The following is a 15221-nucleotide window of genomic DNA, read 5'->3' as shown; positions in this document are numbered from 1 at the left end:
AGCCGGAGTTTTCTTATGATTCCAATCTATTTTTCACCCAGTTGATTAAACCGCCCATTTGCATGATTTCAATCTGCCGATCAGACAGAGCATGCTCAAGCTTGAGAGTTTTATCTTTTCCTTTCACTTCAACTTCCACTTGAGAAGACTGCTTGATCTTATCCCTCAGACCTTTGAAGACAAGGACGTCTCCTTGCTCTAAATCATTGAGGTCGGAAGGATCAGTAAAGGTCAATGGCAATACTCCAAAGTTGGCAAGGTTCTGCCAGTGGATACGTGCAAAGTCTTCGACAATAGCAACTTTCAAACCAAGATATTTAGGTGCAAGAGCCGCATGCTCACGACTGGATCCCTGCCCGTAGTTTGCACCGGCGACAACAGCGTGACCACCGTCCTCTCTTGATTCCATTGCTCGATCATAGTACGTTTCATCAACTATTTCGAACGTGAATTTACTGATTTCCGGTAAGTTGCTTCGATAAGGAAGCACCCGGGCACCACCTGCTAGAATTTCATCGGTGGAGATATCGTTCCCCATCTTCAATAAGATCGGTAGTTCCATGTCATCAGGGAGTTCACCCATCTCTGGGATGGAAGCTACATTCGGACCTTTGACTAATTCTACATCCTTCGCTTCCTCAAAAGGTAAAGGTTCATCAAGTAATCGTGTGTCCACCGTTGGTTTTTCCAAATCCTTCACCTTTGGAAAATCGAAGCCTGACTTTCTTGGGTCCGTAATTTTCCCTGTCAGAGCTGAAACGGCAGCTGTTTCAGGACTGGATAAAAATACACTATCCTCTTTTGTCCCGGATCGTCCCGGGAAGTTCCTTGGGGTGGTACGTAAACTGTTCCTGCCCGTCGCTGGTGCCTGCCCCATCCCTATACAACCGTTACAACCGGCCTGGTGCAATCGTCCTCCTGCTTGAAGGAAATTAGCAATATGACCTTCCTGAGACAAGTCGATGAGCATTTGACGTGAAGTAGGATTCAAGTCAAAAGATACCCCATCTGCAATGTGCCGTCCTTCTACAATTTTTGAAGCAATCGCAAAATCCCGATACCCAGGGTTCGCTGACGAACCGATATATGATTGGTAAATCGGTTCTCCTTCTACTTCCTCTACAGGAACAACATTACCCGGGCTGGATGGCTTGGCAACCATTGGACCCAATGCAGACAGATCAAGCTCATCATGAACATCATACGTCGCATCATCATCTGCAACTAGTTCCATCCACTCATCTTCTCGTCCTTGAAGCTTCATAAAACGCTTCGTTTCTTCGTCTGATGGAAAAACCGTGCCCGTGGCTCCAAGCTCAGCTCCCATGTTTGCAATCACGTGACGATCCATGGCTGTCAAGTTTTTCAAACCAGGACCATAATATTCAAAGACATGGTTGACGCCACCTTTCACCCCATGTCTTTTCAGCATTTCTAAAATGGCATCTTTTGCACTGACCCAGTCCGGGAGCTCTCCTGTTACTTTCACTCCCCAAACTTTCGGCATTTTCACGTAAAAAGGTTCACCCGCAATAGCCATAGCTACATCAATTCCGCCAGCACCCATAGCAAGCATTCCCATGCAGCCATTCGCGCATGTATGACTGTCCGAACCTAGTAATGTCTTCCCCGGCTTCGCTAATCGCTGCATATGAACAGGGTGACTCACACCATTTCCCGGCCTGCTGAAATGCAGTCCGAATCGCTTCGCGGCACTCTCAAGGAACAGGTGATCATCCGGATTCTTACTATCTTCCTGGATTAAGTTATGATCCACATATTGCGCGGAAGCTTCCGTTTTCGCCCGATCAATCCCCATCGCTTCCAGTTCGAGCATAACCATAGTACCGGTCGCATCCTGTGTAAGCGTTTGATCAATTTTCAATCCAATTTCCGATCCAGGGTTCATCTCCCCCTCTACCAAGTGATCCTTAATTAACTTTTGTGTGACATTATATCCCACATTTATTCCTCCTTCTCACTTGTAGTTGATGACGGTCCTGATGAAACTTTTTATAAATTTCCTATACCTTTTATACCCTTATTGTTGTATGATTACTCATAGGTTCCAAAAAGTTCCTTTATAAAAATCAACAACAGCCATTAAATGGTAATCTATGAAAGTCCCCCTTCCAAAGTCCCCTTAAAGCCACAAAATTTTCCCGACTTGGGAAACTAGTGAATTTTGTTGAAAATCCCAGAACGAACATGTATTCTAAATATAGATTTGAAAGAGCAAACACTCTGAAAAATCAACAGTTGATCAACTAGGTGTGAGAAAAAATGGAATATGGTAAAGTGCTTCGATTTCATCGCGTGAAGCAGGGTCTAACACAGAACCAGCTCGCAGATGGAATAATCTCGCCGGCGTATTTGTCTAAGATTGAGAACGATCAAACCGTTCCCGCGTTCGAGGTACTTGAACACCTCTACGAACGTTTAGGACTCGATTTCCACGACAATTCTTATCACCATCCTTCCAAGGAAAAGTTGAAGGAATGGTATGAGATGATCGTCTTCAAGCGGATCGAAGAGTCCAGGGAATTAAAAGAAAAACTCAAACAACAAAAAGATACGCTGAATAATCATCATTTGTATATATTTTTCGAGCTGTTCCGCATTCGCCATCTGCTGTTAGAAAACGAGGTGGAGGAGGCTTACGAAGTATGGAAAAATATTCGTCAGCATGAGGATACATTTGATGAGGAGATGAGGTATTACTTCCATTTAAACACAGGGTTATTAAAGTATTATCGCGGGGATTACGAAGAATCCTTTCAGCAACTAATGGAAGCAAAAAATTATAGTGTTTCTGTTGAAGTTAATGAGTGGGAAGAAAGCGATTTATACTATTTGCTGGCACTAAGTTCATCCCAATCCCATCATATTTCAGCATCTATATTTTACGCAGACCAGGCACTTTCCCTTTACCAAAAACAATATAATCTTGGTAAAAGTGCAGATTGCCATATCCTATTGGGAATTAATTATGGTCGATTAAAGAATTATGCAAAATCATTGGAGAATTATCACCTAGTTAGCAAAATAGCTACCCAAACTAATAACCACTATCAATTAGGTGTAATATACCACAATATTGGTGTAATAGAGGCGCGTAGAGGACAATATGAAACAGCTCTTTTAAACTATAAAAGAAGTCTACCCTATCGTGCTGACACAGCCTCTGATTTAGAAATCTTTGAAACTATCCACTGTTTAATCTTAGAAAATTTCAAATTACGCAATTATGAAGATTGTAAAGAGTGGATTCAAAAAGGATATACACATTTAAAATCCTCAGCTTTAGATACTAAGACGGATGAAATTCATCTCAACGTATATTCGAAGCTGATTGATAAAGACAATAATACCATTGATTATCTAGAAAACATTGTTATCCCTCACTTTCAAAATAAGAAATTGCCTAGATTTGTAATTAGATATTCAATCATAGTTTCTGAACTCCTAGAAGGAGAGAGGAGCTATAAGAAATCAACAAAATACCTAAGGTTAGCAATTGATTTGTTAAATAAATATTCTAATTTAGGAGGGACTGTTTTATGAAGAAGCTTCTAAGCTTAATTGCTATAGTTAGCCTTGCTGTTTCTATTTCAGCAGGTGTAAGCTACACTGATAGTGCTATGGATGAAACTTATCCTCGCCCACTAGTTGTGGATCAAATTTAAATTTTGTAACATTGTTTTTTAGTTTTAAGTTTTTTAATTTTGTGTGTTAATTCAATTTTTATATAATTAACACCTCCCCTAATCCTATACCTATACAAACTTTTGCCTCTATCTTTATGGTAGAGGTCTTTTTTTGCCTAAAAAACCTGCCCTTCATGTCTGGGCAGGTTTTTGCGTAATTAGGCGTTCACTTTTTCTTTATGCTCTTTCCAGGCTGAGAACCCGCCTTTCAAGTTCAACACATCCTTATATCCATAAGCCTGTAATAAACTTGCGGCGATCGCTGATCTCATGCCGGACTGACAATGGACAATCGGTGTTTTATCGGAAGGCACATCTTCCATACTTTCTTTTAGCTTCCCAAGCATGATGTGCTGGGCTTCTTCGATATGGTCATCGTCCCATTCGCTATCATTTCTTACATCGATGATGACATAATCTTCGTGTCCTCTGAATTTATTTTCGAGCTCTTCCGGTGTAATGCTTGTGTACGTTTCTAAACCACCATAGCCATTGATCTCAGCTTCCTCTACATAACCAACAAGGTCATCCAATCCGATCGATTCTAAGGATCGCTTAATCCCCGGGATGGAGTCTTTAGAGGCAATTACTACGATCTTTTGATCGTATTCAATTAACCAACCCGCCCAATTGGTAAAGGACTTATTAAATGGGATGTTGATGGTTCCTTTTAAATGACCGTTTGAGAATTCAGAGGATGGCCTTGTATCCACCACCATATATTCATCAGACATGTAACGGTCCATATCTGATACTGAAATTTCCGTAACCTCTCTTTCCTTTTGAAGAGACGGACCTTCTTTGTTTAGTTTTTTCATCATAGCGAAATATTTCGGTGGTTCAGGTTGACCATCCAGTAATTCTTCGGTAAATGCTTTTTCATCGGTGTGTTTTAACGCCCAGTTGTTTTCTTTTTCATAGCCTATCGTAGAAGAAGGGACGGCTCCTAATGACTTTCCGCAGGCACTACCTGCCCCGTGTCCCGGCCATACTTGTACGTAATCAGGAAGTTCTTTGAAGCGTTGGACGGACTGATACATTTCCGCCGCTCCCTTACTGGCCGTTCCTTCTGCCCCAGCCGCTTTTTCAAGTAAATCCGGACGCCCTACATCACCAACGAAGACAAAGTCCCCTGTAAAGATTCCCATAGGTACAGACGAACCTCCCCCTTCATCCGTCAATAAGAAAGAAAGACTTTCAGGGGTGTGTCCAGGGGTGTGGATCACATCGAGTCTAACATTCCCTACATAAATTTCATCGCCATCTTTTACAAGTGTATGGTTGATTTCGTTCAGGTACTGATACTTCCAATCATCATCACCTTCATCGGAAAGGTACAACCTTAATTCCTTTTCATTTGCCAGTTCTCTTGCACCTGAGAGGAAATCTGCGTGAATATGAGTTTCAGCAGCTGCAGACAGATGGAACCCTTCTTTTTCAGCCGTTTCATAATAAGGAGATAGGTTCCGGGCTGGATCGATGATCATGGCCTCCCCTGTCTTTTGACATCCAATCATGTAAGACATTTGTGCTAACTCTTCATCAAAAAAAGATTTAAAAAACATTTGATAACCCTCCATTTTATGAAATCCTTGTTATGTAATATACCCTCATGTGTATAAAAGAAACATACCCCCTCCCTATTATTATCCACATAAGATATAAAATCCTCCTTACACGAAACGCATGTAAAATATATGAATGAAAGTTTTTGAAAAAAGCAGCAGCGCCTGAGCACTACTGCTTTTCGAAGTAACGAATAAATTCTTTATAAGGAGTGATTTGATCCAAATTAGAAAATACAAGTTCTTTATTATTAAATTCATTGATTTCAGCAGCATCTATATCTTCATAAGCTTTGCCTGCTGCCTTATCCTCTGAGAAGAATTTAATCTCATTCAACATGCCGAGAACTTTCCGGCTTGTGGTTTTTGTATAAACGATTTCATCAGTTGCATCCAGCATTTGGTCGGCAATTTTTTTCTCTATCCCTAACAGTTGAAACAATTGCTTTAGTGAGCCTTTAATGACATTGTCGAGATGTTCAAATTGCTGCTTTCTCAATCCGAACAACGTCAAATTCAGGCCTGTTGCATTGTTCATAAGCAAGAGACATTTTCTTCGATTAATCGTGACGATGTTTGCATGCCATTGGTATATCTCGGGTACCTCCGTATATTCTTCTACCTTTTCAATCGGTTGACCGATTTCGTTTTGTAATTTTTTTGTTGCTCCAATTACGAACAATTTACCCACCTCGTCCTTACTATTCGATTATTTTCATTTTAACGTGTAACGATAAAAAAACAAAGAGGGACCACCACCTGGTCCCCCTTTCCCTTATACCTTTGTTCTCCGTGCAAAATCGACGAATTGAAATTTATCTGGTCTGTGTCTGGATTCTGTAAATTGAAGGGCCGTCGTATCTCCTAAATAGACATAACTGCGGATGACCACAACTTGATCATGTCCATTCAAATCCAGAAATTCTTCATCTTCAGCCGTTACCGGTTCGACGACGATTTCCTTCTTCGCAAAGCTGATATCAAGACCCAATTCATTTTCTATATACTGATAGAGCGATGTTTGAGCAATTTCTTTGGTAAGGTCATGCACAAGATCCTGTCTCAGAAAGTCTCGATCTAATATGATACGCTCGCCGCCAATTTCCCTTGAACGAACCACTTTCCAAAGATGAGAACCTTCCCTGCAATTAAGCTGCCGGCAGACTTCAGCCTCTTTTACAAGAGTAAGCTCATGCACATGCGTTTGGAAACTTTGCCCCAATCGCTCAGAGAGCTCCTTAAAACTCGTCAAACCGGATACAGGGAACTCGAATTTATCACGGTCAAGAACAACAGACCCTTTTCCTCGTACTTTCTGAATATAACCATTTTGGGAAAGTAGGTTTAAAGCTTTCCGAATCGTCTCCCTGGATGTCTCGAATCGTGCACACAGGTCATGTTCAGAAGGGAGAGTGTCCCCTGCTCTGTAATCGCCTTTGTGAATATCTTTGACCAGTTTATGATAAATTTCAACGTATTTATTCTTCATGCTGCGCCCCCTTACCTATTGATCGGTAAGATGATAAACGACCGACTCGTATGGGCGAAGGTTGATTTCTTGGTCATCCACTATAGAATCATCATAGTTGCTTAAAAGGATGTCCGCCTTACTAGAGAACTGGACGTCCTCTGGTAATGTGAATGTCGTTTCTTTGCCATAGAAGTTATTCACAACAAGCAAATATTCTCCATTCCATTCACGAAGATAAGCAAATACCTGATCGTGGTCTGGTGTCAACAAACGGTAATCACCATGGGTGATGATGTCGTGAGACTTACGTAATTCAATCAATTTCTGATAGTGATTAAAGATGGAATCTTCTTTGTTCATCACCACTTCTGCATTGATTTCTTTATAGTTGTCTGCTACATCAATCCAAGGGGTTCCTTCAGTAAAGCCGGCATTTTCTTCCCCATTCCATTGTACAGGAGTACGAGAGTTATCACGAGACTTCTGTTTTAATATCTCGATAATTTCCTCTTCACTGAACCCTTTTGCTTTGAATTCTTCATACATATTGAGGGATTCAACATCCCGGTAACGTTCAATGCTTTCGAACTTAGGGTTCGTCATCCCAAATTCTTCTCCTTGATAAATGTATGGAGTCCCCTGCATCATATGGATGGTAGTAGCAAGCATTTTACCGGATTTCTCCGGATAGTTCTCATCATCCCCGAATCGTGACAATACACGAGGCTGGTCGTGGTTGCACCAGAATAAAGCGTTCCAGCCATTTCCTTTATTCATTTCGCGCTGCCATTTCGAAAGGATCTGCTTTAACTCATGGAAATTAAAATCAGCGACTGTCCATTTTTCACCGTTTGGATAATCCACTTTAAGATGGTGGAAGTTGAACGTCATACTAAGTTCATCGCGCTCAGGAGCTGTGTACTTTATACAATGTTCAATGCTCGTCGAGGACATTTCACCGACAGTCATAAGATCATAAGGTTTAAAAACTTCACGATTCATTTCCTGCATGAATTCATGCACGCGTGGTCCATCTGTATAGTACTTACGCCCGTCTCCAGGTGCCACACTCCCATCGTCATTCGGGAACTCCTGATTTTTGGAAATCAGATTAATGACATCGAGACGGAAGCCATCCACACCTTTTTCACCCCAGAAACGCATCATTTCATAGATATCTTCACGCATCTGTTCGTTTTCCCAGTTTAAATCGGCTTGAGTGACGTCGAACAAGTGCAAGTAATACTGCCCTGTTTGTTCATCGTACTTCCACGCATTGCCCCCGAATTTAGACTGCCAATTCGTCGGCTCTTCCCCATTCACTGGGTCACGCCAGATATAATAATCACGATAAGGATTGTCTTTGGACTTTTTAGCCTCCTGGAACCATTGGTGTTCCGTAGACGTGTGATTGACAACGATGTCCATGATGAGCTTCATGCCACGGTTATGCGTTTCTTCAAGAAGCTTTTCGAAGTCCTGCATCGTCCCGTATTCATCATGGATATCGTAGTAGTCACTAATGTCATATCCATTATCGTTTTGAGGAGATTTATACATCGGGGTCAGCCAAAGGACATCGACCCCGAGTTCATGCAAGTAATCCAATTTCTGTATAATTCCCTGAATATCACCGACACCGTTTCCTGTCGTGTCATTAAAGCTTTTCGGATAAATTTGATAAACGACAGCTTTTTTCCACCAAGGTTGTTCAATCATTGTAGCACCACCGTTTTGAAATTTTTATACGTCTTTTTTACGCTTCGCATATAGATACGTTCCTACAAGCGGAAGGACAATGACAATCACCATACCGATCGTAAAGTCAAGCCAGTACTCCGCAACAATGGAGAAGATCCCCGGTACACCACCGACTCCAATGGAACTTGCCAATACACCTTGTGCAGAGATATAGAGACCTGCAAGGGCGGAAGAGCTGATCGCTATAATGAATGGATACTTAAAGCGCAGGTTCACCCCGAATAAGGCTGGTTCTGTAATCCCTAACCATGCAGAAATACCGGAAGAAACACTCAAACCTTTAAGTTTATCATCTTTAGAAGCTAACCAGATGGCGAATGCGGCGGAACCTTGAGCAATGTTGGATAGAGCAAGCATCGGCCACAAGAATGTTGTTCCTGTGCTCCCGACCAGCTGAATATCAACAGCAAGGAATGTATGGTGCATCCCAGTGATGACGAGCACACCATATAAACCACCGTAAATAAGACCGCCTAACCAAGCGAAAGTATCAAAAGTAGCAACAAGGCCATCTGTGATCCAGTTACCAATCGCAAATGTGATCGGTCCAATGATGATGAACGTCAAGAAACCTGTCACTAACAAGGAAATCGGACCGACAAACAATAGTTGTATGTTATCAGGGATACGGTTACGTAAAAACAGTTCAATTTTCGTCAATAAATAAGAAGCAACAAGGACAGGAAGTACTTGGCCCTGGTAACCGATTTTCTCAACGGTTAACCCGAATAAGTCCCAGGTTGGTACAGACCCTTCAGCTACGGCATCACCGTAAGACCAGGCGTTCAATAGGTCAGGGTGTACAAGCACGAGTCCTATGACAATACCTAATATCGGACTACCCCCGAACTTCTTAACCGCTGACCAACCAATGAGTCCGGGTAAGAACACGAAGGCGGTATTGGCTATAATAATGATCATGTTCGCTATTCCCGACCACTGTGGATACACATCAATGATGGACTGTTTGTCCCAGAAGATTCCTTCCGCTGTCAAAATATTATTGATACCAAGCAGCAGACCAGCGGTTACGATCGCTGGCAGAATCGGAATGAAAATATCAGCTAGCGTTTTAATTGCTCTTTGAAGAGGGTTCATGTTTCCTTTGGAAGCCTCTTTCACTTCTTCTTTAGAAGATTCACCGACACCAGCAAGAGCTACGAACTCTTTATAAACTTTATCAACAGTCCCTTGTCCAACAACGATTTGAAACTGACCATTGGTTGAAAAAGATCCTTTCACAGCATCAATATTGTTCAGTTTTTCCTGATCCACTATACCTTCATCATGTAACGCCAAACGCAGACGTGTGACACAGTGGGTAGCAGCAGACAAGTTTTCCTTTCCGCCGATGGCTTCTAAAATCTGCTCCGCCTGTTTTTTATGATCCATATTCTTTACCTCCCGGCGTGTGTTTTATTTTTTCTTCACAATCAATAAAGGGGTAGAACCAGCGTCCAAGTCGACATCGTCAGCCACTTCCACATCAAAGACGTCGCTGTTCGTGACAATAATTGGTGTTACTGTACTTTTTGCCTTTTCTTTTACTAGATCCAAGTCGAAGGAAATCAGTTTATCTCCTACTTTCACCTTGTCCCCTTGGGAGACAAAAGCTTCGAAGCCTTCTCCATCCATGGCTACGGTTTCAAGACCAATGTGAATCAGAATTTCCGCACCACTTTTCGTTTCCAAACCTACCGCATGCTTCGTTGGGAACAGTTGAACAATCGTTCCTTCTACAGGGCTGAGAACTTCGCCGTCCTTTGGTTCCACGGCAATCCCTCCCCCCATCATTTTCTGGGAAAACACCGGGTCCGGTACTTCCTCCAAAGCTACTTTCTTTCCAGTTAGTGGTGAAGCCACTCTTAAATCTGTCTCTTTATTTCCAAACAACTTCTTAAACATAAATTTCTCCTCCTCAAGCGCTTACATGAAAGCAAGCAAAACTTGTATATACATCAGTTACTTTTGATTATAATTTGTATATACAAGTTTTGCAACCGTTAACAACGAGGCGATATAATTGGAATTCCCTTCCTTAACAATAAAAAACTTATAAATGTAAAAAATTGTTGGAATGAAGTCATTTACGGTTCCCCTATTAATAAAACTGTGTTATATATTTAGGGTGTCGAAATAAATAGGAAGAAGGGATATTATCCTTACCAACGAATCTCAGGCCAAACGAAACCTGTGGATCATGTGGTTTGCCAATTTCTTTATCGCCGGAAGTATTACGATGGTTCTGCCGTTTTTATCCTTATATATAGAAGAACTCGGAAATTATACAGAGGCTTATGTCCAGACGTGGTCTGGCTGGGTTTTCGGCATCACGTTCGTATCTGCTTTTCTATGTTCGCCAATCTGGGGGAAAATTGGAGATAAATATGGAAGAAAGAATATTTTGATCATCTCTGCTACCGGTCTCGCGCTCTCCGTTTTTCTTATGGGGTTCGTCACCTCGGTGTGGCAGCTCTTTCTTCTACGATTATTCATGGGAATCTTCACAGGATTTATCCCCATGTCCCAGGCATTAATTTCTACCCAGACGCCTAAAAACATAGCCGGTCAAGTGCTCGGTTCTTTACAAACCGGCAGCATTACCGGAAGTTTAATGGGGCCGATGCTGGGAGGTTGGATTGCAGATTCTATTGGCTATGCGACCACTTTTCAATATGTATCTATTACAATCGTCCTGTCTGCGCTCATTGTCTTCTTTGGCATTCATGAACAACGAATAAAAAAAGAAGGGGACCATGAAAAAACAAGCTATCAATCCAAAGAGGTGCTTGCACATATCTTTAAACATCCTGTCTTATTAATGGTCATGATTGTTTCATTGTTTGTGCAAATCGCCCACTTCAGTATTCAACCCATTCTTTCGTTATTCGTCGGTGATTTACATGGGCCGGAAAATTTAGCCCTTTTCTCAGGAATCGCCTTTTCAGCTGCAGGGCTCGGGAACTTGATGATGGCGAAGCAATGGGGGAAAATCGCTGACCGACTCGGCTATGTGAAGATTCTCGTTTTCCTGTTGTTCATGGCAGGAATCGTCTACCTTCCTGCCGCCTTCGTTACGAACATTTGGCAGCTGGTTGTTCTTCGCTTTTTACTAGGTGTATCCATTGGGGGCATTATCCCTGTCCGGACCGCCTATATCCGTCAAGAGGCTCCGGTCGCTATGCAAGGTGAGGTACTGGGTTACAATACGAGCATACGTTTTCTGGGGAATATCATCGGTCCAGCTATGGGCGGAATGATTGCAGGGGCTTATGGCTTCTCTATGGTATTTTTCGTTACAAGTGCCCTCCTTGTTATCTCTGGATCCCTATTGTTCATGGCTGTAAATAAAAGCGTGACGTCCACGAAGCATATTCCCGGCTATTAATGGCGCGTTTCTGCTTTGCATCTGTTAAGATAAGTGTAAAGACACCGGGAGGGGATAGAATGAAACGTGCTTTAATCATCATTGACTATACGAACGACTTCGTAAAAAATGATGGGGCTTTGACCTGTGGACCACCTGCTCAAGCTCTGGAAAAGGACATTCACTATGTAACGGAAACATTCATAAATGAGGAAGACCTTGTCGTGTTCGGGGTGGACGTTCACGAAGAAGGAGATCCCTACCATCCCGAGACAGAGCTTTTTCCTCCCCATAACATCAGGGGAACGAAAGGACGGGAGTTGTACGGATCTCTGAAACAAATTTATGAAGAGAATAAGCATAAGCCTAACGTCCTTTACATGGATAAAACCCGTTACAGTGCTTTCGCAGGCACAGACTTGGACTTGAAACTTAGAGAACGCGGGGTTACTGACCTTCACCTTGTCGGAGTTTGTACCGATATCTGTGTCCTCCATACAGCCATCGATGCTTATAATCTTGGTTACTCCATCCATGTCCACAAGAATGGAGTCGCAAGCTTTAATGAAGCGGGCCACAAATGGGCTCTTTCACACTTCGAGTCCTCCCTGGGAGCGAACATCTTATAACTGCCTATGTCCTGACTGAATATCTAACAGGAAGTTGTCCAATTTTATACAATTATTTCAAAGGCCACAAATAAACTCCCGTTGATACGATCAACGGGAGTTCTTATGCTTGTCATTTTTCTCTCTAGTAAACTTGTGGTATAGTATTTCGAGTGTCTAATGAAATCACAGAAAGGAAGAAGAGACGATATGCCACTCACTTCTCGTCCTTCACAGGAACATTTTCGTACGGTATTCATTTTATCTGCAACGATTTTAATTGTTGTCATGAACACAACGATGTTCAACATCGCTTTACCAAATATATTAAGAGATTTTTCGCTTGCACCTTCTGAAGGCGCCTGGATCGTATCCGGCTATTCGATTGTCTTAGCGATTTTCACGATTACTTTTACACGCTTGTCTGACTACATGCCAATCCGGACATTATTAACTATAGGAATCTGCATTTTCAGCCTATCTTCCATCATCGGATTTTTAGCGGATAGTTATTTCTGGTTATTGCTTGCACGTCTATGTCAGGCGGCCGGCGCGGCAGCAATCCCCGGTTTATCTATGGTCTTCGCCGGCAGATACATTCCGATGGAAAGACGCGGAAGTGCCTATGCACTGATTGCTTCAGCCACCTCCTTAGGCTTTGGGCTTGGACCTGTTATCGGCGGAGTTATTACCGATTACCTTAGCTGGAACTACTTGTTCATTGTGACCATCATGGTTTTTATCGTCATCCCGATCCTGTACAAGTTTATGCCTGTTGAAAAAGCGGAGAAAGGGCGTTTTGATGTCATTGGGGCTCTGTTATCCGGCATCAGCGCCACCATGTTTTTGCTTTACATTTCATCATTGACTTCCTACTACTTGCTGGCCGGTCTCCTGTCTGCTTCTCTCCTATGGTGGAGAGTCAATCGGACAAGCGCTCCTTTCATACAACCTGAACTTGTAAAAAACAGCCATTATAGAAGAATTGTCTTTACAAGCTATATTGGCTTTACTTTGCATTTCGCTGTTCTGTTTTTAATGCCGATCATGTTAGAACAAGTGTATGGACGCGGCGCGGCCGCCATCGGATTTATCATTTTCCCTGGCGCTATGTTGTCAGCCGCAGCCGCGATTTACGTAGGACGCCTGATTGATGCCTATGGCAACATTAAAATTCTATTCTTATCTCAAGCTTTACTAATGATCTCAGCTTTTATCTTCTTTTTCCTGGCTGGAAAGAGTCCGTATATGATTATGATTGCTTATATGTTTACAAGTTTCGGGTTCTCAAGTTTATCTTCGAGTTCGACCAATGAAGTTTCACGAATACTGCCTAATGAGCAGATCGGTGCCGGAATCGGCCTCAAACAACAGATGCAATTCATCGGAAGTGCGACTGGTTCTGTTCTTGCAGGTATATTATTAGAGTTTAGTTCACAACCTTATACCGCCGGGAACTTTATCCTGCCGTTCGGTTCACTGATCGTTTTAATGACGGCTTCCATCCTGGTCTTATGGCTTTATTCATACAAGATCAGACGTGTGGAATTTGTTCAAAAAAATGACATTTGAAATCCGAATATAAATCGAATATGATGGAGTATGGACATTTCTGTTATTTACTACTGTATAGATATAAATATTAGGAGGAATCACTTATGAGCTCAAAAGATTACCGAGTTCTGCTGTATTATAAGTATGTCGACCTTCCTGACTATGAAGAATATTGCCAAAATCACCTGGAATTCTGTAAAAACCTTGGTTTGAAGGGACGAATCATCGTTTCTCACGAAGGGATGAACGGAACGGTTTCAGGTACTGTTGAACAAGTAGAAGAATATATGGATTATGTACGCTCTGATGAGCGTTTTGCAGATATCCACTTCAAAATTGATGAGCATGAAGGACACGCATTCAAGAAAATGCATTGCCGCGTGAAGCCTGAGCTTGTTAACTGGAGCATCGAAGAAGATGATATTGATCCGAAAACGTTCGGTGGTAAACATTTGAAACCAAAAGAATTTAATGAAATGCTGAAAGATGAAGATACCATCATTATTGACGGCCGTAATGAATATGAATACCGCATCGGTCATTTCCGTAATGCGATTCAGCCGGATGTCAACCACTCCCGTGAGTTCCCTGAATGGGTGGCTGAAAATGCCGATCAGTGGAAGGATAAGAAAGTCCTCACCTACTGCACAGGCGGAATCCGCTGTGAGAAACTGACAGGGATTCTTAAGAAAAATGGAGTCGAAGATGTCTATCAGCTTGAAGGTGGAATTACCACTTATGGCAAAGATCCAGAAGTCAAAGGTGAGCTCTTCGATGGAAAAATGTATGTATTTGACGAGCGTATCTCTGTTCCGATCAACCAAGTGGAAGAAAAGGTCATTGCCAAGTGCGAACATTGTGGGAAAGCAGAAGATCGTATGATCAACTGTAGTAACCCAGTATGTAACCGTCAGTATGTATGCTGTAAAGAGTGTGAAGAAGAGCAACATGCCGCATGTACAGCAGAATGTAAAGAACACCCAGAAAACCGCTGGGACGTTGTCCGCAAGAAGCAAATCGATAAATACGACCGTGTGAACGGTTAACACTTATCCCCTCTCTCACCATCCGTGAAGAGGGGATTTCTTATATCATACCTATGTTCTCTTTTATTCACAGGGAAAGTGGAGCAGTATGAATTTTCCAAACCACTATTCCGGATAGAAAAATCTTGCTATAGAGCGCATT

General features: G+C 42.2%; 13 protein-coding genes. 6 read left to right on the top strand and 7 right to left on the bottom strand.

Annotated elements, in window-relative coordinates:
• Window positions 1-13: 13 nt before the first annotated feature.
• The gene (locus GLW00_RS01690; RefSeq protein WP_160910747.1) at window positions 14-1963 is read right to left on the bottom strand and encodes an aconitate hydratase; all 1950 of its coding nucleotides are present in this window, start codon (window positions 1961-1963) and stop codon (window positions 14-16) included.
• 320 nt (window positions 1964-2283) lie between these two features.
• Between GLW00_RS01690 and GLW00_RS01685 the strand changes: the two genes are divergently transcribed.
• Both GLW00_RS01685 and GLW00_RS20765 read left to right on the top strand, forming a co-directional pair.
• Complete coding sequence (locus GLW00_RS01685; RefSeq protein ID WP_160910746.1) at window positions 2284-3564, top strand: helix-turn-helix transcriptional regulator; 1281 nt, start codon at window positions 2284-2286, stop codon at window positions 3562-3564.
• Complete coding sequence (locus tag GLW00_RS20765) at window positions 3561-3686, top strand: hypothetical protein (RefSeq protein WP_272482798.1); 126 nt, start codon at window positions 3561-3563, stop codon at window positions 3684-3686. Before GLW00_RS01685 ends, GLW00_RS20765 begins: the two co-directional genes overlap by 4 nt.
• 179 nt (window positions 3687-3865) lie before the next feature.
• Here GLW00_RS20765 and GLW00_RS01680 read toward each other — a convergent pair whose 3' ends face one another.
• From GLW00_RS01680 to GLW00_RS01655, 6 genes are all read right to left on the bottom strand, one after another.
• The gene (locus tag GLW00_RS01680; RefSeq protein WP_160910745.1) at window positions 3866-5272 is read right to left on the bottom strand and encodes an MBL fold metallo-hydrolase; all 1407 of its coding nucleotides are present in this window, start codon (window positions 5270-5272) and stop codon (window positions 3866-3868) included.
• 172 nt (window positions 5273-5444) lie between these two features.
• Window positions 5445-5963: a DUF6933 domain-containing protein gene (locus GLW00_RS01675; protein WP_335808423.1), complete on the bottom strand. Its 519-nt coding sequence runs from the start codon at window positions 5961-5963 to the stop codon at window positions 5445-5447.
• 84 nt (window positions 5964-6047) lie between these two features.
• Window positions 6048-6761 (bottom strand): trehalose operon repressor, encoded by a 714-nt coding sequence (gene treR / locus GLW00_RS01670; RefSeq protein WP_160910743.1) that lies wholly within the window; start codon window positions 6759-6761, stop codon window positions 6048-6050.
• Window positions 6762-6776: 15 nt separating this feature from the next.
• The gene (gene treC / locus GLW00_RS01665) at window positions 6777-8462 is read right to left on the bottom strand and encodes an alpha,alpha-phosphotrehalase (RefSeq protein ID WP_202412329.1); all 1686 of its coding nucleotides are present in this window, start codon (window positions 8460-8462) and stop codon (window positions 6777-6779) included.
• A 24-nt stretch (window positions 8463-8486) separates the two neighbouring features.
• On the bottom strand, window positions 8487-9896 hold the full coding sequence (gene treP / locus GLW00_RS01660) for a PTS system trehalose-specific EIIBC component (protein WP_160910742.1): 1410 nt from the start codon (window positions 9894-9896) through the stop codon (window positions 8487-8489).
• Between the two features lie 24 nt (window positions 9897-9920).
• Entirely contained in the window at window positions 9921-10409 is a 489-nt protein-coding gene (locus GLW00_RS01655; RefSeq protein WP_160910741.1) for a PTS sugar transporter subunit IIA, read from the bottom strand.
• A 295-nt stretch (window positions 10410-10704) separates the two neighbouring features.
• Here GLW00_RS01655 and GLW00_RS01650 point away from each other — a divergent pair, with 295 nt between their 5' ends.
• The 4 genes from GLW00_RS01650 (at window position 10705) to trhO (ending at window position 15079) form a co-directional block, all read left to right on the top strand.
• Complete coding sequence (locus GLW00_RS01650; RefSeq protein ID WP_160910740.1) at window positions 10705-11892, top strand: MFS transporter; 1188 nt, start codon at window positions 10705-10707, stop codon at window positions 11890-11892.
• Window positions 11893-11951: 59 nt separating this feature from the next.
• Window positions 11952-12500, top strand: coding sequence for a cysteine hydrolase family protein (locus GLW00_RS01645; protein WP_160910739.1), 549 nt, complete (start codon window positions 11952-11954; stop codon window positions 12498-12500).
• A gap of 189 nt (window positions 12501-12689) precedes the next feature.
• Window positions 12690-14051: an MFS transporter gene (locus GLW00_RS01640; RefSeq protein ID WP_160910738.1), complete on the top strand. Its 1362-nt coding sequence runs from the start codon at window positions 12690-12692 to the stop codon at window positions 14049-14051.
• Between the two features lie 86 nt (window positions 14052-14137).
• The gene (trhO, locus tag GLW00_RS01635) at window positions 14138-15079 is read left to right on the top strand and encodes an oxygen-dependent tRNA uridine(34) hydroxylase TrhO (RefSeq protein ID WP_160910737.1); all 942 of its coding nucleotides are present in this window, start codon (window positions 14138-14140) and stop codon (window positions 15077-15079) included.
• The last annotated feature ends 142 nt before the right edge of the window (window positions 15080-15221 follow it).

It is taken from the genome of Halobacillus litoralis, assembly GCF_009856445.1.
In the GTDB taxonomy this organism is placed as follows: Bacteria; Bacillota; Bacilli; order Bacillales; family Halobacillaceae; genus Halobacillus; species Halobacillus litoralis.
Note: the sequence above shows the minus strand (reverse complement) of the source record. Positions and strands in the feature narration are given on the sequence as shown.

Coding starts and splice junctions, on each gene's coding strand:
- GLW00_RS01685 (WP_160910746.1), top strand. CDS start 2,284: ATGGAATATGGTAAAGTGCTTCGATTTCATCGCGTGAAGCAGGGTCTA.
- GLW00_RS20765 (WP_272482798.1), top strand. CDS start 3,561: ATGAAGAAGCTTCTAAGCTTAATTGCTATAGTTAGCCTTGCTGTTTCT.
- GLW00_RS01680 (WP_160910745.1), bottom strand. CDS start 5,272: ATGTTTTTTAAATCTTTTTTTGATGAAGAGTTAGCACAAATGTCTTAC.
- treR (WP_160910743.1), bottom strand. CDS start 6,761: ATGAAGAATAAATACGTTGAAATTTATCATAAACTGGTCAAAGATATT.
- treC (WP_202412329.1), bottom strand. CDS start 8,462: ATGATTGAACAACCTTGGTGGAAAAAAGCTGTCGTTTATCAAATTTAT.
- treP (WP_160910742.1), bottom strand. CDS start 9,896: ATGGATCATAAAAAACAGGCGGAGCAGATTTTAGAAGCCATCGGCGGA.
- GLW00_RS01655 (WP_160910741.1), bottom strand. CDS start 10,409: ATGTTTAAGAAGTTGTTTGGAAATAAAGAGACAGATTTAAGAGTGGCT.
- GLW00_RS01650 (WP_160910740.1), top strand. CDS start 10,705: ATGTGGTTTGCCAATTTCTTTATCGCCGGAAGTATTACGATGGTTCTG.
- GLW00_RS01645 (WP_160910739.1), top strand. CDS start 11,952: ATGAAACGTGCTTTAATCATCATTGACTATACGAACGACTTCGTAAAA.
- GLW00_RS01640 (WP_160910738.1), top strand. CDS start 12,690: ATGCCACTCACTTCTCGTCCTTCACAGGAACATTTTCGTACGGTATTC.
- trhO (WP_160910737.1), top strand. CDS start 14,138: ATGAGCTCAAAAGATTACCGAGTTCTGCTGTATTATAAGTATGTCGAC.